This window comes from Actinomadura sp. NPDC048021, from assembly GCF_040653135.1.
Lineage (GTDB): Bacteria > Actinomycetota > Actinomycetes > Streptosporangiales > Streptosporangiaceae > Spirillospora > Spirillospora verrucosospora.
The window spans coordinates 108,769-122,625 of the sequence record NZ_JBEZJQ010000008.1; the positions used below are offsets into that span (position 1 = coordinate 108,769).

Below are 13,857 nucleotides of genomic sequence, written 5' to 3' on the forward strand. Positions count from 1 at the left end.
TGCCGGCGTCTCCATTGCCAGCTCAGAACCTTTCGGGAGGCCATCACCGGACCGAATGCGTGACGGGACGAAGCTCTGGGCGGCGCGCGGCCTGGCGTGGTGGGCGCGGGTCGGTCAGTGCGGGTTGAAGCTGCCGTAGGCGCCGCGGTGGAACAGCAGCGGCGTCTCCTCGTCGCCCGCCTGCAGGTGCGTGACCCGGCCGACGACGATGTGGTGGTCCCCGGCGTCGTGCAGTTGCTCGGTGACGCAGTCGATCCAGGCGACCGCGCCGTCGATGATCGGGTTTCCGGCGGGGGACGGGCGCCAGCCGATGTCGTGGAACTTGTCCGTCTTGCGGACGGCCACGGCGCGGCAGACGTCCTCCTGGCCGGCGGCCAGCACGTTCACGCAGAACCGCTCGCCCGACGCGCGCAGCGCGCGCCATGAGCTGGAGCCCTTGTCGGGGAGGAAGGCCACCAGCGGCGGGTCGAGCGAGACGGAGGTGAACGAGCCGACCGTCATGCCGATGGGGGCGCCGGCCGGGTCGAGGGCGGTCACCACGACGACGCCGGTCGGGTAGTGGCCGAGCACGTGGCGGAAGCGGTCGGGTTCGATGACCGGGGCGCCGGTGCCGTGGGCGGTGAGGGCCATGGCGGGAACTCCTCCCTGTAGCGATCGCTACAGAGACTGCCATGCGAACCCCCGGTGTGACAACCGCCCGTTTCCGCCGGGTCGCTCCGCCGGGGGGTCCGCCGCCCCGGTCAGCCCGCGTCCGCGACCGCCTGCTCGACGATCGCCACGATGATCGCGATGAAGTCGTCCGGATCCCCGGCCGCGTCGATCTGGTGGGCGAGGAAGAGGCCGTCGGTCGAGGCCACCACGATGCGGGCCAGGTCCATCGCCAGCTCGGGGCGGCGCGCCCGCAGCTCGGTGCTGAACTGGGAGGTGAACCAGGCCGCGATGCTGCTCGCGACCGCGTCGCGCGTGGCCAGGAAGTACCGGCGCGCCTCGGGCTCGACCTCGCGGGACTCCAGCAGGAGCATGTGGCCGATGCGCAGGAAGTCGGGGGCGCCGGGCAGGCCGCGCGTCGAGCGCGCCAGGATGTCGCGCAGCCCGTCGCCCAGCGACCGCTCGTCGCGCGGATCGCGCTCCCAGCGCGGCTCGGCGGCGATCCACTGCTCGAAGCTGTGCCGCACGACCTCCGCGAGCAGGTGGTCCTTGTCCCGGAAGAACCAGTACACCGAGCTGGCCGGCAGGCCGGAGCGCTTGGTGACCTTGGAGATCGTGGTGCCCTCGTAGCCGCACTCCGCGGCGATCTCGGCGGCGGCCGTGAGGATGCGGACGCGGGACATCTCCCGGTCGTCGGCGGGGCCGGGGGAGGCGGGGGGAACGGTGCTCACGCCGCCTCGCCCAGCCACGCGACGGCCTGCGCGTAGGCGCCGGCGGCGATCAGGTCGACCATGCGCTCCAGGTTCCAGCCCCGCTCCGAGCGGACGCCGACGTACAGCCCGTCCATGACCGCGAGGTGGAAGCGGGCCATCCGGTCGGCGACGTCCCGCCCGCGCTCCGGGTCTCCGGCGGGCAGCACCTGCTCCCACCAGCTCCGGATGGCGGCGCGGGTCTCGTCGCGGACCTCGATGTAGCGGCGCCGCGCGGCCGGCTCCTTCGGGCGGTTCGCCAGGCCCAGCATGAGGCCGAGCCGCCAGAACTCCGGCCGGTCGGCGATGGCGCGCGAGGCCCGCTGGAGCCGGTCGCGGACCTCCTCCGCGGGGTCGCCGATCCGGACGCGCTCCTGCCAGGTGGGGGCGGTCTCCCGCCAGCGCCGGTAGCTGAACTCCAGGGTCTCGGCGAGCAGCTGGTCCTTGTTGCGGAAGTGCCAGTAGACGGAGCTCGGCGGCAGCCCGGTGGCCTCCGTCACCAGGCCGATCGAGGTGCCGTCGTAGCCGCGCTCGGCGGCGATGGCGAGGGTCGCCTCCAGGATCCGCAGCCTCGACTCCTCACCTTGCTGGTGGCGTCGTGCCGTCTTGCGCATCTGCACCTTGCTCCTCTGACCTTCGGAAACTGCGCCCCGGCAGGGGGTTGTGTCGACCATCACATCATGGGTACGGTCGCCACGCGTCCCTGTAGTGATCGCTCCAGTCCGTGTAGCGATCAGTACGGATCCATTGTGGCGCGTACGCCTGCGTGGCGACGCATCGGCGTCGGCCGGCGGAACGGAGAGACACCATGCCCACCCCTCGCAGCGATCTCGGCCGCCGACGGCTGATCGCCCCCGTCCTGGCGGCCCTGACGGCGGCCGCGACCCTCGCCGCCTGCGGGTCCGGCGACACCGGCGTCAGCGCCGCCGACGCCAGGACCCAGGCCGCCGACCTCGTCAAGGTCCTCAAGCTCCAGGACGGCGCCGCGCTCGGCGGCGACGTCACCTTCAAGCTCGGCGCGACGCTCACCCTGTCCGGTCCGTCCGCCGCCAACGGCGAGTCCATGCGCAACGCCATCGAACTGGCCGCCAAGCAGATCAAGGCGGCCGGCGGGCCCACGATCGAGCCGAGTGTCAAGGACATCAAGGGCCCCGACCCCGTCGCCGCCAAGCAGGCCGCGTCCGAGCTGGCGGGCGAGCGCGTCCCGGCGAAGATCAGCTCGATGGGGGACGGCCTCGGCGCGATGCTCGCCGACACCGACAAGAACAAGATCCTCACCCTCGACGGCGTCGGCGGCGCCCAGGTCTTCACCCGGGGCACGAAGTACTTCTACGGCACCCGCGAGGTCGCGCCGTCCGACGCGGTCCCCGGCGCCCTGGAGTGGTTCAAGCGGACCCGTCCCGAGGCGCGGACGGTCGGGCTCGCCGGGGTCGACCTCGGCGCGCAGAACGCCGCCATCAAGGCCGACCTGACGAAGAAGTTCGCCGCCGCCGGCCTGACCTTCAACGGCCTGTGGGAGACCGTCGCACCGACCTCCCAGGACTTCGCGAGCATGATCTCCAAGATCAAGAAGAACCCGCCGGACCTGCTCTGGGTGGCCTTCAGCGGCGCGTCGCCCGGCGCCTTCGCCGCCCAGGCCAAGAGCGCCGGCCTCAAGAGCCGGCTCGTCGGCATCGAGTTCACGCAGGAGGCCGTCAAGGCGTCCAAGGGCGTGCTCGACTCCGACGGCTTCACGTTCGCCATGGACTACTTCGACGCGTCGGCGCCGGCCAACCCGCTGGCCAGGCTCTTCGCCGACTCCTACCGGAAGGCCTACGGGCAGCCGGCGGACTTCTACGCCGCCAACGCCTACGAGGAGACGCTGATGGTCTGGGACCTCATCCGCCGCGTCAAGGCGGCCGGCGGCGACCCCGCCGACAGCGCCCAGCTCAAGGCCGCGCTGGAGAAGGAGCCGGTGTTCGCCTCCGTCTACGGCGGCGACGCCGCCACCGTCGGCACCCTCAAGATCGACCTCGCGACGCACGGCGTCGCGAGCCGCCCCATGGGGGTGTTCCAGTACAAGGACGGCAGGGTCGAGACGCTCGCCACCTACAACGTCGGCGGCCAGGAGTTCCGCCTCGCCGACTGACCGCCGCCTCCCGGGGACGGCCCGCGACGGGCCGTCCCCGGCCCTCGATCCGGGGAGGATCCATGCACGACCTTCTGGGCGGCGAACTCTGGCAGCTGACCGTCAACGGTCTCGTCCGGGGCGCCTTCTACGCCGCGCTCGGCGCCGGGCTCGCGCTCGTCATCGGGGTCACCGCCCGCTTCCACTTCGCCTACGCGCTCACCTACACCGTCGCCCCCTACGCCGCCTTCTGGGTGATGGACGGCCTCGGCGCGCCGTTCTGGCCGTCGGCGCTCGCCGGGCTCGCGGCGGCGGTCGCCGTCAGCGTGCTGCTCGAAGCCGGCGTCTACGAGCCCGTCGCCCGCCGCGCCGCCGACCGCGCCATGCTCGCCGTGCTGGTGACCTCCATCGGCGTCAGCACCGCCGGCATCGCGCTCCTGCAGTTGAGGTTCGGGACCAGCAGCCTGCCCTTCTACGGGCCGGACGTTGTGCAGCACCGGTTCGGGCCGGTGCGGATCTCCGACTTCGAGCTGGAGCAGACGGCCACCTGCCTGGTCCTCGTCGCGGGGCTCGCCGCCTTCCTGGCGTTCACCCCGATCGGCCGCTCGGTCAAGGCCGTCCGCAGCAACCCGGGCCTCGCGGCCGTGCTGGGGATCGGGGTCCGCCGCGTCAACCTCGTCTGCTTCGCCGTCGCCGGGCTCATCTCGGGCGCCTGCGCCCTCTGGTACGGCCTCCTCTACACGGTGCAGCCGAGCATGGGCGACTCGACCGTCGTCTACGGCTTCGTGGTCGCCTTCCTCGCGGGCACCCGCTCGTCCCCGCTGCGCGCCCTGCCCGTCGGCGTCGGGCTCGGCCTGCTGGAGCAGTGGGCGTCGAACTGGCTGCCGCTGCAGTGGACGCAGACCGCCGTCTTCATCGTCCTCACCGCCTACCTCGCGTTCCTGGCGGTGAAGGGCCGGCTTCCCCGCCCGCGCCTCGCCCGTCCCGCGCCGCTGAGGAAGGCCTGACGCCATGTGGATCAACTATCTGGACCAGGCGCTGCTGCTCGCGGCGCTCGCCGTCTGCGTCAACCTGCTCGTCGGCTACGCCGGGCAGGTCTCCGTCGCGCACGCCGCCTTCGCGGGCGTCGGCGGGTACACCGTCTGCTTCCTCGCCGGCGCGCACGGCTGGCCCTACCTCGCCTCCCTCGCCGCCGCCGTGCTGGTCGCCACCGCGCTCGGCGTGGTGATCGGGCTGATCGCGCTCGGTCTCGCCGAGGAGTTCCTCATCCTGATGACGCTGGCGTTCTCGCTCGGGCTCATCGGCGTCCTCGCCACCTTCGACTCCCTCGGCGGCGTCACCGGCATCACCGGCGTCGAGGGCCTGCGGCTGTTCGGGCTGGACCTGCGGACGCCGGAGGACTGGCTGGTCCCGTCGGCGGTGCTGCTCGTGCTGGTCTTCGCCGTCTGCCGGCGCATCGGCGAATCGCCCTACGGGCTGGTGCTCAAGGGCGTTCGCGAGGACGCCGTGGCGACCCGCGCGCTCGGCAAGAACACCTTCGGCTACAAGATCGGCATCTTCGCGATCACCAGCGGGCTGACCGGGCTGGTCGGCGGCCTCTACTCGGGCTGGCTGGGCCAGGCGACCCCGTCGGCGTTCGGGTTCCCGCTCGCCATGGCCGTGTTCGCGATGGTCGTCGTCGGCGGCAACGCCAACCTCGCGGGCTCGATCGCGGCCGCCGTCGCGCTGACGATGATCGAGCCGGTGCTGCGCGAGGTGCTCGGGGTGCAGAGCACCCAGGCCGCGCTGGTGCAGGTGGTGCTGTACGGCGCCCTGCTGCTGCTCGTCATGCTCGTCCGGCCTCAGGGCCTGTTCCCCGAACGCTCCCGGCGGGCCGCCGCGTCCGCCGTGCCGGAGGCGGCCGCCGCGTCGCCCGCGCCGCCGGTGAAGGCCGCGCTCAGGCCGGTCGACCCGGCCGCCCGCGCCGCGGCCGACGTCGTGCTGCGGGCGGAGGGCCTGTCCAAGCGGTTCGGCGGCATCGTCGCCGCCAAGGACATCGGCCTCGAACTGCGGCGCGGCACGATCACGGCGCTCGTCGGCCCGAACGGGGCCGGGAAGACGACGGCGTTCAACCTGCTCACCGGCACGGTCGTCCCCGACACCGGCTCGGTGACGCTGAACGGCGCGGAACTGGTCGGGATGCGCCCCGACCTGGTCGTCCGCGCCGGGCTCGCGAGGACCTTCCAGGACGTCCGGTTGCTGAACCGGCTGACCTGCCTGGAGAACGTCATGCTCGCCGTCCCCGGCCAGCCCGGGGAGCGGATCGGCCGCCTGTTCGCGCCCGGCCGCGGCGTCTCCCGGGCGGACCGCGAGGTCGCCGCGCAGGCGATGCGGTGGCTGGAGTTCGTCGGCATGGCCGACCAGGCGGCGACGCCGGCCGACGCGCTGTCCTACGGCCAGTCGAAGCTGGTCTCGCTGGCGCGGGCGCTGGCGACCCGGGCCGACGTGCTGCTGCTCGACGAGCCGGCCTCCGGCGTCGACGCGGCATGGGTGGAGACCATGCTCGCCATGGTCGCGGCCGTCCGGGACGAGGGCCGCACCGTCTGCCTGGTCGAGCACAACCTCGACGTGGTCCGGCAACTGGCCGACCACACCTGCTTCATGGAACTCGGCGAGATCACCGCGTCCGGCACGCTCGACGAGCTGACCGGCTCGGCCCGGCTGGCCGAGGCCTACTTCGGCGCCCAGTGACGGGCGCGCCCAGGGAGGACGGATGAGTCAGGACAGCGCGGTGCGGGACGCGCCGCTGCTCGACGTGAGCGGCCTGGTCGCCGGCTACGGCCGCAAGGAGGTGCTGCACGGGGTCGGCCTCCGCGTCGGGGCGGGGGAGATCGTGACCCTGATGGGGCACAACGGCGCGGGCAAGACGACCACGATCCGGTCCGTGCTCGGCGCGGTCCGCCCGCGCGCCGGGACCGTCCGGATCGCCGGCCGGGACACCGCGCGCCGGCCCGTCCGCAGGGCCGTCGCCGCGGGCGCCGCGATGATCCCGTCGGAGCGGTTCGTGTTCCCCGACCTGTCGGTGCACGACAACCTGCTGCTCGGCGCCGCGAACGCGCCGTCCGGGACGAGCACGGCGGAGCGCCTCGCGACCGTCGGGGAGCTGTTCCCGATCCTCGGCGAGCGCGCGAGGCAGGCGGCGGGCTCGATGTCCGGCGGCCAGCAGCGGATGGTCAGCCTCGGCATGGCGCTGATGGCCCGGCCCCGGTTGCTGCTGCTGGACGAGCCGTCGCTCGGCCTCGCCCCCTCGGTCGTGGAGGCCATCTTCGAACGCCTGCGGCGCCTCGCCGACGACGAGGGCCTCGGCATCCTGTTGCTGGAACAGAACGTCCGGCAGGCACTGAAGATCGCCGACCGCGCCTACGTCATGCGCTCGGGCCGCGTGATCCTGGAGGAGACCGCCGGGCGGATGCGCGACCGCGGCGACTTCTGGGACCTCTTCTGACGGGCTTGTTCTGACGGGCTTGGCCGGAGCGCCGGAAAGGCCTCTTCCGCGGTGACCGGTTCCTGTCAGGTGACTGTCGGGTTCCGGATCTCGCGTGGATGATGATCAAAAGCAGGGGAAGCCCGTGGTCATCGGAGGCAGGAATGCTCGCCAGGCGGTTCGGCTACGCGGTCTCTCCCGCGCCGGCGGCGATCGTCACCCCGTCCGTCCTCGGCCAGCTCGACAAGGCCGCACGCATGAACCGCGTGCTTTCGATCATCTTCTCGGTGTGCGGTGCGGCGGGGTCGGTCGCCATGATCTTGACGCTCGGGGACGAACTGTCCCTCTCCGGCCTTGTGGGCGGGGTGCTCGCAGGGTGGGTGGTCCTGCTGGTCGTATGGCTGTTCGCGAGGAGCCAGGAGCGGGTGCGCGGCCCCTACGGCGAGGGCCTGTCGGGGCCGGAGGCGCACCGGCTCAGACGAGTTCTGACCGAGCAGCCATGGCAGGTCTGGCCATGCCGGGTGGAGCTCGTCCGCGACTTTGTTAACCCCGCGGCGCTGGTTCACGTGTTCCTTCTGGATCCAGACCAGAACGTGGCGGGGGTGATGAAGACCCGCCTCCAGCGCGGCACCTGGAACTCCATCACCGACGGCTACGGGGTGCTGTGGTTCGCCGGAGATCTGAGGTTCGGTGGCGCGCTCGCCCATCCGGCGGATCCCGCCGACCCGACGGTGTCGTACGCCGACGCCGTCCCGCAGCGATCCGCCAGTGCGTCACCTGGCGATTCCGTCCTCGTCGAGGAACTCCAGCGGCAGGCGATCGGCTGGACGTTCGGCCAGCTCTGACTCCGCCACCCGGCGAAGCGGTCCCGGTGGATCCGGCCGCGGTACCGACCGGAGCCCCGGCCCTTGTGGGGCCGGGGCTCTCGTGTGCGGCTCACTGGAAGGTGTGCTCCATCTCGCCGATTCCCTCGACCCAGGTGCGCAGGGTTTCCCCGGGGCGCAGGAAGCGCTGCGGGGTGCGGCCGAGGCCGACGCCGTCGGGGGTGCCGGTGAAGATCACGTCGCCGGGGCGCAGGGTGACGACCCGCGACAGGTCCGCGATCGTGCGGGGGATCGAGAAGATCAGCTTGGACGTGCGGCCGTCCTGGACGGTCTCGCCGTCGATCGAGCAGCCGAGCGCGAGGTCGTCGCGGTCGGGGATCTCGTCGAGGGTCACCAGCCAGGGGCCGATCGGCGCGAAGCCCGGATGGGACTTGGCGAGGCCGAACTGCGGGGCCTCGCCAGTGAACTGGAGGATCCGCTCCGAGAGGTCCTGGCCGACCGACAGGCCGGCGACGTGATCCCACGCCTCGTCGGCCGCGACGCGGTGGGCCGCCCGGCCGATGACCGCGACGACCTCGACCTCCCAGTCCGTGTGGCCGCCCTCGGGCAGGGCGATCTGCCCGTACGGGCCGGTGAGGGACGAGGCGAACTTGGTGAAGACCGGCGGCAGGTCCTTCGGCGGCTCGAAGCCGGTCTCCGCGGCGTGGTCGGCGTAGTTCAGCCCGATCGCGATCACCTGGGACGGCGCCGGCGACGGCGGGCCGAGACGGGCCGCGTCGATCTCGACGTCCGGGACGGGAGCGGCGGTGGCCGCCCAGGCCGTGAAGGCGTCCCAGCGGTCGTAGAGGCTCTGCGGGTCGGGGCCGAAGCGGCCGTCCGAGGCGGTCGCGACGTCCGCTGCCTTGCCGTCGGCGACGACCAGCACCGCTCGGCCCGCGTGGTTGGCGATGCGCATGCGCGTCTCCTCAGAGGTGGCCGTCGACGAGGCCCGTCAGGAGCCGCTCGAAGGTCCGGGGGTGCTCGATCTGGGTCCAGTGGCCGCACCGCCCGAGGACGTACAGGTGCGCGTTCGGGATCGCGGCGGCGAAGTACCTGCTCGCCTCGACGGGGATGATCCGGTCGTCGCGGCCGTGGACGCACAGCACCTCGTGGGTGAGGGTCGCGAGTTCCTCGGGGGTGAAGAAGCGGCGGGCGCCGTCCGGGTCGAAGGACGCCTCGTGCGAGCGCCGGACGTCCTCGCGGTTCACGTAGGCCATCCGCTCGGCCACGACCCGGTCGACGGTGTCGCGCATGGGTTCGAGGTCGTACACGAACTCGCCGAGCAGCTCCTTGAGGGACTCCGCGCTCGGGTTCGCGTAGAACTCGCGCAGGTGCCGCAGACCGGGGCTGACCGGCATGTCCGGCGCGCCGCCGCTGCCCATCAGGAGGATCCTGCCGATCAGGTGCGGCCGGGCCAGCGTCATCAGGAGGGCGAGCTGGCCGCCCATGGAGTTGCCGACGAGGTGGACCTTGCCCAGGCCGAGGGCGTCGACGAGCGCCAGCAGCGCCTCGGCCCGCAGTTCGTTGAACGGGCCCATGCCGCGCGGCGCGTCGGCGGGATGCGAGGAGTCGCCGAACCCGATCTGGTCGGGCGCCAGGCACCAGTACCGGTGCCCGAGGTCGGTGATGATCCGCTCCCAGTTCGACAGCCCGGTCGCGCCGGGCCCCGAGCCGTGCAGGAACAGCACGGCCTCCGGGCCGCGCTCCCCGGTCTCGTGCAGCCGGAACGTCAGGTCGCCGCCGCGGACCTGGACGGCGACGTCGGACGAGGTGATCACAGGTGGACCTCCGCGGGCTTCGCCGCGCCGAGGTGCCGGCCGCCCCACGCCTTGGCCAGCGGATCGCCGAACAGGAAGGCGTGGCCGCCGGCGGCCATGGCGTCCTGGAACCTGGTCTGGAGCGGGTGGTCGACGAAGGCGGAACGGCCCGACGAGACCCGCATCAGCGCCTGGACGGTGTCGACCGCCGCGTTCGCCGACCGGGCGACGTCCCAGCGCCAGAAGGCGCGCTGCTCCAGGGAGGGGACCTCCTCGCGCTCGGCGTGCTCCATCAGCTCCTCGGCCGCGCGCCTGACCTTCAGGACGGCGGCGTCGAGCTGCCAGGCCGCTTCGGCTAGGTGGTGCTGCACGACCGGCTCCTCGCGCAGCGACTGGCCGTAGTTGGTGCGCCGGGCGCGGGTCTCGGCGACCCACCGGTCGTAGAAGCCGAGGCAGGCGCCGAGGGCCCCGGCGGCGATGATCAGGTTGAAGGTGACCGCCCACGGCGTCCGGTACAGCGGCCCGTCGTTGAGCTCCTGGCCGGGCAGCGGGGTGCCGAGGCCGTGCGTGTAGTACACGTGCGACTGGCCGCGGTGCTCGGGGACGAACACGCCGTCCACGACGATGTCGTCGGAGCCGGTGCCGCGCAGGCCCGCGACGTTCCAGGTCTGCTCGATCCGGTAGTCGGCGGCGTCGAGGATGACGGAGGTGAAGTCGGGGTGCTCGACGCCGTTCACCTCGCGGCGTCCGGCGATCCCGCCGAGGATGACGCCGTCGCAGATGCCGCTGCCGGAGGAGAAGCTCCACCGTCCCGACACCCGGTAGCCGCCGGGGACCTTCTCGATCTTCCCGGTCGGCGTGTAGGACGAGGCGATCCTGCGGGCCGGGTCGGCGCCCCAGATCTCCTTCTGCGTCTCCTCGGGGAACAGGGCGATCTGCCACGGGTGGACGCCGACGACGGAGGCCACCCAGCCGGCGGACGCCGAGGCGCGGCCGATCTCGACCACCGTCTCGGCGTACTCGGCGAGGTGGGCCTCGCCGCCGCCCCAGCGCGCGGGCTGCAGCGCCCGCAGGACGCCCGTCGATTCGAGCGCCGCGACGGCCTCCGCGGTGAGCCTGCCCTGCTCCGCGCTCGGGGCGTCGGCCGCGGCGAGCGCCGGCGCGGCCGCCCGCGCCTTCTCGATCATGCTCATGGTCATCGCGTCCCCGTTCCGACGAAGGTCCGCACGATCGCCTGGAATCGCGCGGCCTGCTCGATCTGCGTCCAGTGGCCGCACCCGCCGATGACGTAGAGGTCCGCCTGCGGCAGGTGTTCGGCGAGGTAGTAGCCGCACTCCAGCGGCACGATGGAGTCCTGGCGGCCGTGCACGACCAGGGCCGGGATGTCGATCTTCGCGAGGTCGTCGGGCCCGAAGCTGAGCATCTCGGGCGCGAACATGGCCCGGTGCCCCGCCTCGATCCAGGGGCGCCGCACGATCGGCATCCGCTCCGCCGCGACCGCCTCGACGGTGTCGCCGAAGGCTTTCTTGTCGTGCACGAACCTCATCAGCAGGTCCGCCATCGCCTCGACGGTCGGATCGTCGAAGTAGGTGATGAGCTTGATCAGGTCCGGGGTCGGCTCCAGGCCCGGCATGCCGCCCGAGCCCATCAGCACGATCCGGTCGACGAGGTCCGGCCGCAACTGGGCCATGCGCAGCGAGTACATCCCGCCCATGGAGTTGCCGACGAGGACGACCTTCTCCAGGCCGAGCGCGTCCACGAGGGCGAACAGCGCGTCGATGCGGACCTCGGCCTGCGCCGCGAAGCCCTGCGGCTGCGGGTCCGGGTGGCTGGAGTCGCCGAAGCCGAGGATGTCGGGGGCGACGCAGTGGTAGGTGTCGCCGAGCCCCTCGATCACCGCTCGCCAGTTGGACGCGGCGGTCACGCCGGGCCCGGAGCCGTGCAGGAAGAGCAGGGCGGGCGCGCCCGGGGCGCCGGTCTGGTTGACGCGCAGGTGGCGGCCGCCGCCGATCGCGACGTCCTCGGTGCGGATCGCGGCGGTCATCCGGCGGCCTCCTCGCCGCCCGCGGGGCGGAAGATGCCGGGAGGCCCGTCCAGGTACGCCTGGGAGCGGTGGTGGCCCCAGATCGACGGCAGGTCGTGGTTGCCCGCCACCCAGGTGAGGTCGTCGACGCTGATCCCGCCGTGCCCGTACTCGATCTGCATCGAGGACGGGGTCTGCACGTAGATCGAGGTCATCAGGTCGTTGGTGTGCCGGCCGAGGGACAGCAGGATCTCCCGCTCCGGGTCGGCCGTGAACAGGTCGATCGCGGTGCCGAGGTCGTCGAAGGACTCGACCTCCAGCATCAGGTGGTTGATCCCGGTCATGCCGGGGATCTCCGCGACGGCCAGCGAGTGGTGGCGGCCGTTGCAGTGGTAGAAGCGCAGGTTGAAGACGTCGCTCTTCACCCGGTCCGACAGCCGGAAGCCCAGCGTCTCGGCGTAGAAGGCGTTGGCGCGGTCGAGGTCCGGCACGATCAGCACCACGTGGCCGAGGCCGAGGTCGCCGGTGACGAAGCGGCCGCGCATGGGGCGTCCGGGGAAGAACGAGTTCGGCTGGGAGAACTGCCCCCAGACGATCTCGTGGCGGTTGCCGAACGGGTCGGTGAACCAGTACAGCTCGGCGACCTGGCGCTCCTTCAGCTCCTCGGCGCCGCCGGCGTGCACCTCGACGCCCTTGCCGCGCAGCTCGGCCGCGTAGGACCGCAGGTCGGTCTCGTTGCCGCAGTCCCACCCGACGTACCGGAGCTCGTCCTGCTCCGCCGGGTGGACGGCGACCCGGTAGCCCTTGTCGTCGACCTTCACCCGGACGGCGCCGTCCGGGCCGTCGCCGGCGATGGTCGCGCCGAGCAGGCGGGGGGCGTAGTCGCGCCACTCCGCGGAGTTCGGGGACGCGATGCCGAGGTAGGCGAGTTGCGTGATCACAGCATGACCTCCGGGGCGGAAGAGTCGAGGAGGGCGGCGCCGTAGTACTGGCCGACGCCGTCGGAGACGAGGAACGCGTGGCCGAGTTCGGCGATGACGTCCTGGTAGAGGCGGTGCAGCGGGTGGTCGACGAAGACGGTGCGGCCGGAGGCGGCCCGCATCAGGTCGTTGATCGCGAAGCCGGTCCGCTGGCAGGCGCGGGTGATGTTCCACCGCAGCCGGGCCCGCTGCCGCTTGTCCAGGAACACCCCGGCCTCGGCGGCCTCGGTGATCGTGTCGATCGCGTCGTACATCTTCATGACGGCGGCGTCGTGGACCCATTCGGCCTCGGCCAGGCGCATCTGCATCAGCGGGTCGTCGGCGTAGGTGCCGCCCCAGTTCGCCCTGCGGACGCGGGTGTCGGCCGTCCAGTCGTCGATGAGGCGGCGGGCGAGCCCGAGCATCGGCGCGACCAGGACGAGGTTGAACATGACCGCCCACGGCAGCTTGTAGAGGGCGCTCGGGTTGGTCTCCATGCCGGGCGCGGGGCGTTCCGGGTTGTACTCGTAGAGCGGGCTGGACAGGAAGCGCCGGGCCGGGATGAAGGCGTCCTCGACGACGATGTCCTTGCTGCCCGTGCCGCGGGAGCCGCGGACGTGCCAGGTGTCCTCGATGGAGTACTGGTCGCGGTGCAGTAGCGCGGACCCGTAGTTCGGCACCTCGACGCCGGGCGCCACCTCGACCTTCCCGGCGAAGCCGCCGAGGATCACGCCCTGGGCGTGGTCGCAGCCGGAGGAGAACGACCAGCGGCCGTGCACGCGGTAGCCGCCGTCGACCGGTTCGATCTTCCCGGTCGGGGCGTAGGAGGAGGAGGCGTTCCAGTCCGGGTCGGACGCCCAGATCTCGGCCTGCGTCTCCTCGGGGAACAGGGCCAGCTGCCAGGGGTGCGAGCCCATGACGCCGGCGACCCAGCCCGCGGACGGGGCGATCCGCCCGAGTTCGTAGACGCCGGTGAGGTGCTCGCGCAGCGACAGCTCGGCGCCGCCCCAGCGCTTGGGCTGGAGGCCGCGCATCAGCCCGGTCTCCTGCATGCGCGTGAAGGCCCGGCCGGTCAGCATGCGCTGGTCGGCCGAAAGGTCCTCCTCGGCGCGAAACTCCGGCTCCAGCCGGCGGATCTCGTCCAGGACGGTCATCGGTGACGTTCCTTCGGGTCGCGGAGAACGGGAGAGCGTGACCGGCATCTCTGTAGCAGTCACTACATGGACCGTAGAGCGATCGCTCCGGGGAAGGCAAGAGGTGGCCGCAGAATTCTGTGACTGCGACCACA

Annotated in this window: 14 protein-coding genes; 5 read left to right on the plus strand and 9 right to left on the minus strand. The window is 72.3% G+C overall.

Annotation, left to right across the window (positions count from 1 at the left end; translation table 11 throughout):
• Positions 1-114: 114 nt before the first annotated feature.
• The 3 genes from AB0C87_RS15385 to AB0C87_RS15395 form a co-directional block, all read right to left on the minus strand.
• On the minus strand, positions 115-630 hold the full coding sequence (locus tag AB0C87_RS15385; RefSeq protein ID WP_345173763.1) for a flavin reductase family protein: 516 nt from the start codon (positions 628-630) through the stop codon (positions 115-117).
• A 110-nt stretch (positions 631-740) separates the two neighbouring features.
• Positions 741-1,379, minus strand: a complete 639-nt coding sequence (locus AB0C87_RS15390; RefSeq protein ID WP_360578010.1) for a TetR/AcrR family transcriptional regulator — start codon at positions 1,377-1,379, stop codon at positions 741-743.
• Entirely contained in the window at positions 1,376-2,011 is a 636-nt protein-coding gene (locus AB0C87_RS15395) for a helix-turn-helix domain-containing protein (protein ID WP_345174184.1), read from the minus strand. The genes AB0C87_RS15390 and AB0C87_RS15395 overlap by 4 nt, the downstream gene beginning before the upstream one ends.
• Positions 2,012-2,205: 194 nt before the next feature.
• Between AB0C87_RS15395 and AB0C87_RS15400 the strand changes: the two genes are divergently transcribed.
• From AB0C87_RS15400 to AB0C87_RS15420, 5 genes are all read left to right on the plus strand, one after another.
• On the plus strand, positions 2,206-3,525 hold the full coding sequence (locus AB0C87_RS15400) for an ABC transporter substrate-binding protein (protein ID WP_360578012.1): 1,320 nt from the start codon (positions 2,206-2,208) through the stop codon (positions 3,523-3,525).
• A 62-nt stretch (positions 3,526-3,587) separates the two neighbouring features.
• Positions 3,588-4,511: a branched-chain amino acid ABC transporter permease gene (locus AB0C87_RS15405; RefSeq protein ID WP_360578014.1), complete on the plus strand. Its 924-nt coding sequence runs from the start codon at positions 3,588-3,590 to the stop codon at positions 4,509-4,511.
• 4 nt (positions 4,512-4,515) lie between these two features.
• The gene (locus AB0C87_RS15410) at positions 4,516-6,234 is read left to right on the plus strand and encodes a branched-chain amino acid ABC transporter ATP-binding protein/permease (protein ID WP_360578016.1); all 1,719 of its coding nucleotides are present in this window, start codon (positions 4,516-4,518) and stop codon (positions 6,232-6,234) included.
• Positions 6,235-6,256: 22 nt separating this feature from the next.
• Positions 6,257-6,988 carry an ATP-binding cassette domain-containing protein gene (locus tag AB0C87_RS15415; RefSeq protein WP_353831114.1) on the plus strand — a complete coding sequence of 244 codons (732 nt, stop codon included), beginning with the start codon at positions 6,257-6,259 and terminating at the stop codon, positions 6,986-6,988.
• A 143-nt stretch (positions 6,989-7,131) separates the two neighbouring features.
• Positions 7,132-7,812 carry a hypothetical protein gene (locus tag AB0C87_RS15420; protein ID WP_360578019.1) on the plus strand — a complete coding sequence of 227 codons (681 nt, stop codon included), beginning with the start codon at positions 7,132-7,134 and terminating at the stop codon, positions 7,810-7,812.
• Positions 7,813-7,903: 91 nt separating this feature from the next.
• On the opposite strand, the gene AB0C87_RS15425 is transcribed toward AB0C87_RS15420, so the two are convergent.
• The 6 genes from AB0C87_RS15425 to AB0C87_RS15450 are packed head-to-tail and all read right to left on the minus strand — an operon-like array spanning position 7,904 to position 13,723.
• Positions 7,904-8,746 (minus strand): fumarylacetoacetate hydrolase family protein, encoded by an 843-nt coding sequence (locus tag AB0C87_RS15425; RefSeq protein WP_360578021.1) that lies wholly within the window; start codon positions 8,744-8,746, stop codon positions 7,904-7,906.
• A 10-nt stretch (positions 8,747-8,756) separates the two neighbouring features.
• A complete protein-coding gene (locus tag AB0C87_RS15430) occupies positions 8,757-9,608 on the minus strand; it encodes an alpha/beta hydrolase (protein WP_360578023.1) in 852 nt (283 codons plus the stop codon).
• A complete protein-coding gene (locus tag AB0C87_RS15435) occupies positions 9,605-10,786 on the minus strand; it encodes an acyl-CoA dehydrogenase family protein (RefSeq protein ID WP_345173741.1) in 1,182 nt (393 codons plus the stop codon). The genes AB0C87_RS15430 and AB0C87_RS15435 overlap by 4 nt, the downstream gene beginning before the upstream one ends.
• The gene (locus tag AB0C87_RS15440; protein WP_345173738.1) at positions 10,783-11,631 is read right to left on the minus strand and encodes an alpha/beta hydrolase; all 849 of its coding nucleotides are present in this window, start codon (positions 11,629-11,631) and stop codon (positions 10,783-10,785) included. The genes AB0C87_RS15435 and AB0C87_RS15440 overlap by 4 nt, the downstream gene beginning before the upstream one ends.
• Positions 11,628-12,551 (minus strand): VOC family protein, encoded by a 924-nt coding sequence (locus AB0C87_RS15445; RefSeq protein ID WP_353831108.1) that lies wholly within the window; start codon positions 12,549-12,551, stop codon positions 11,628-11,630. Before AB0C87_RS15445 ends, AB0C87_RS15440 begins: the two co-directional genes overlap by 4 nt.
• On the minus strand, positions 12,548-13,723 hold the full coding sequence (locus tag AB0C87_RS15450; RefSeq protein ID WP_345173734.1) for a hypothetical protein: 1,176 nt from the start codon (positions 13,721-13,723) through the stop codon (positions 12,548-12,550). Before AB0C87_RS15450 ends, AB0C87_RS15445 begins: the two co-directional genes overlap by 4 nt.
• Positions 13,724-13,857 lie beyond the last annotated feature (134 nt).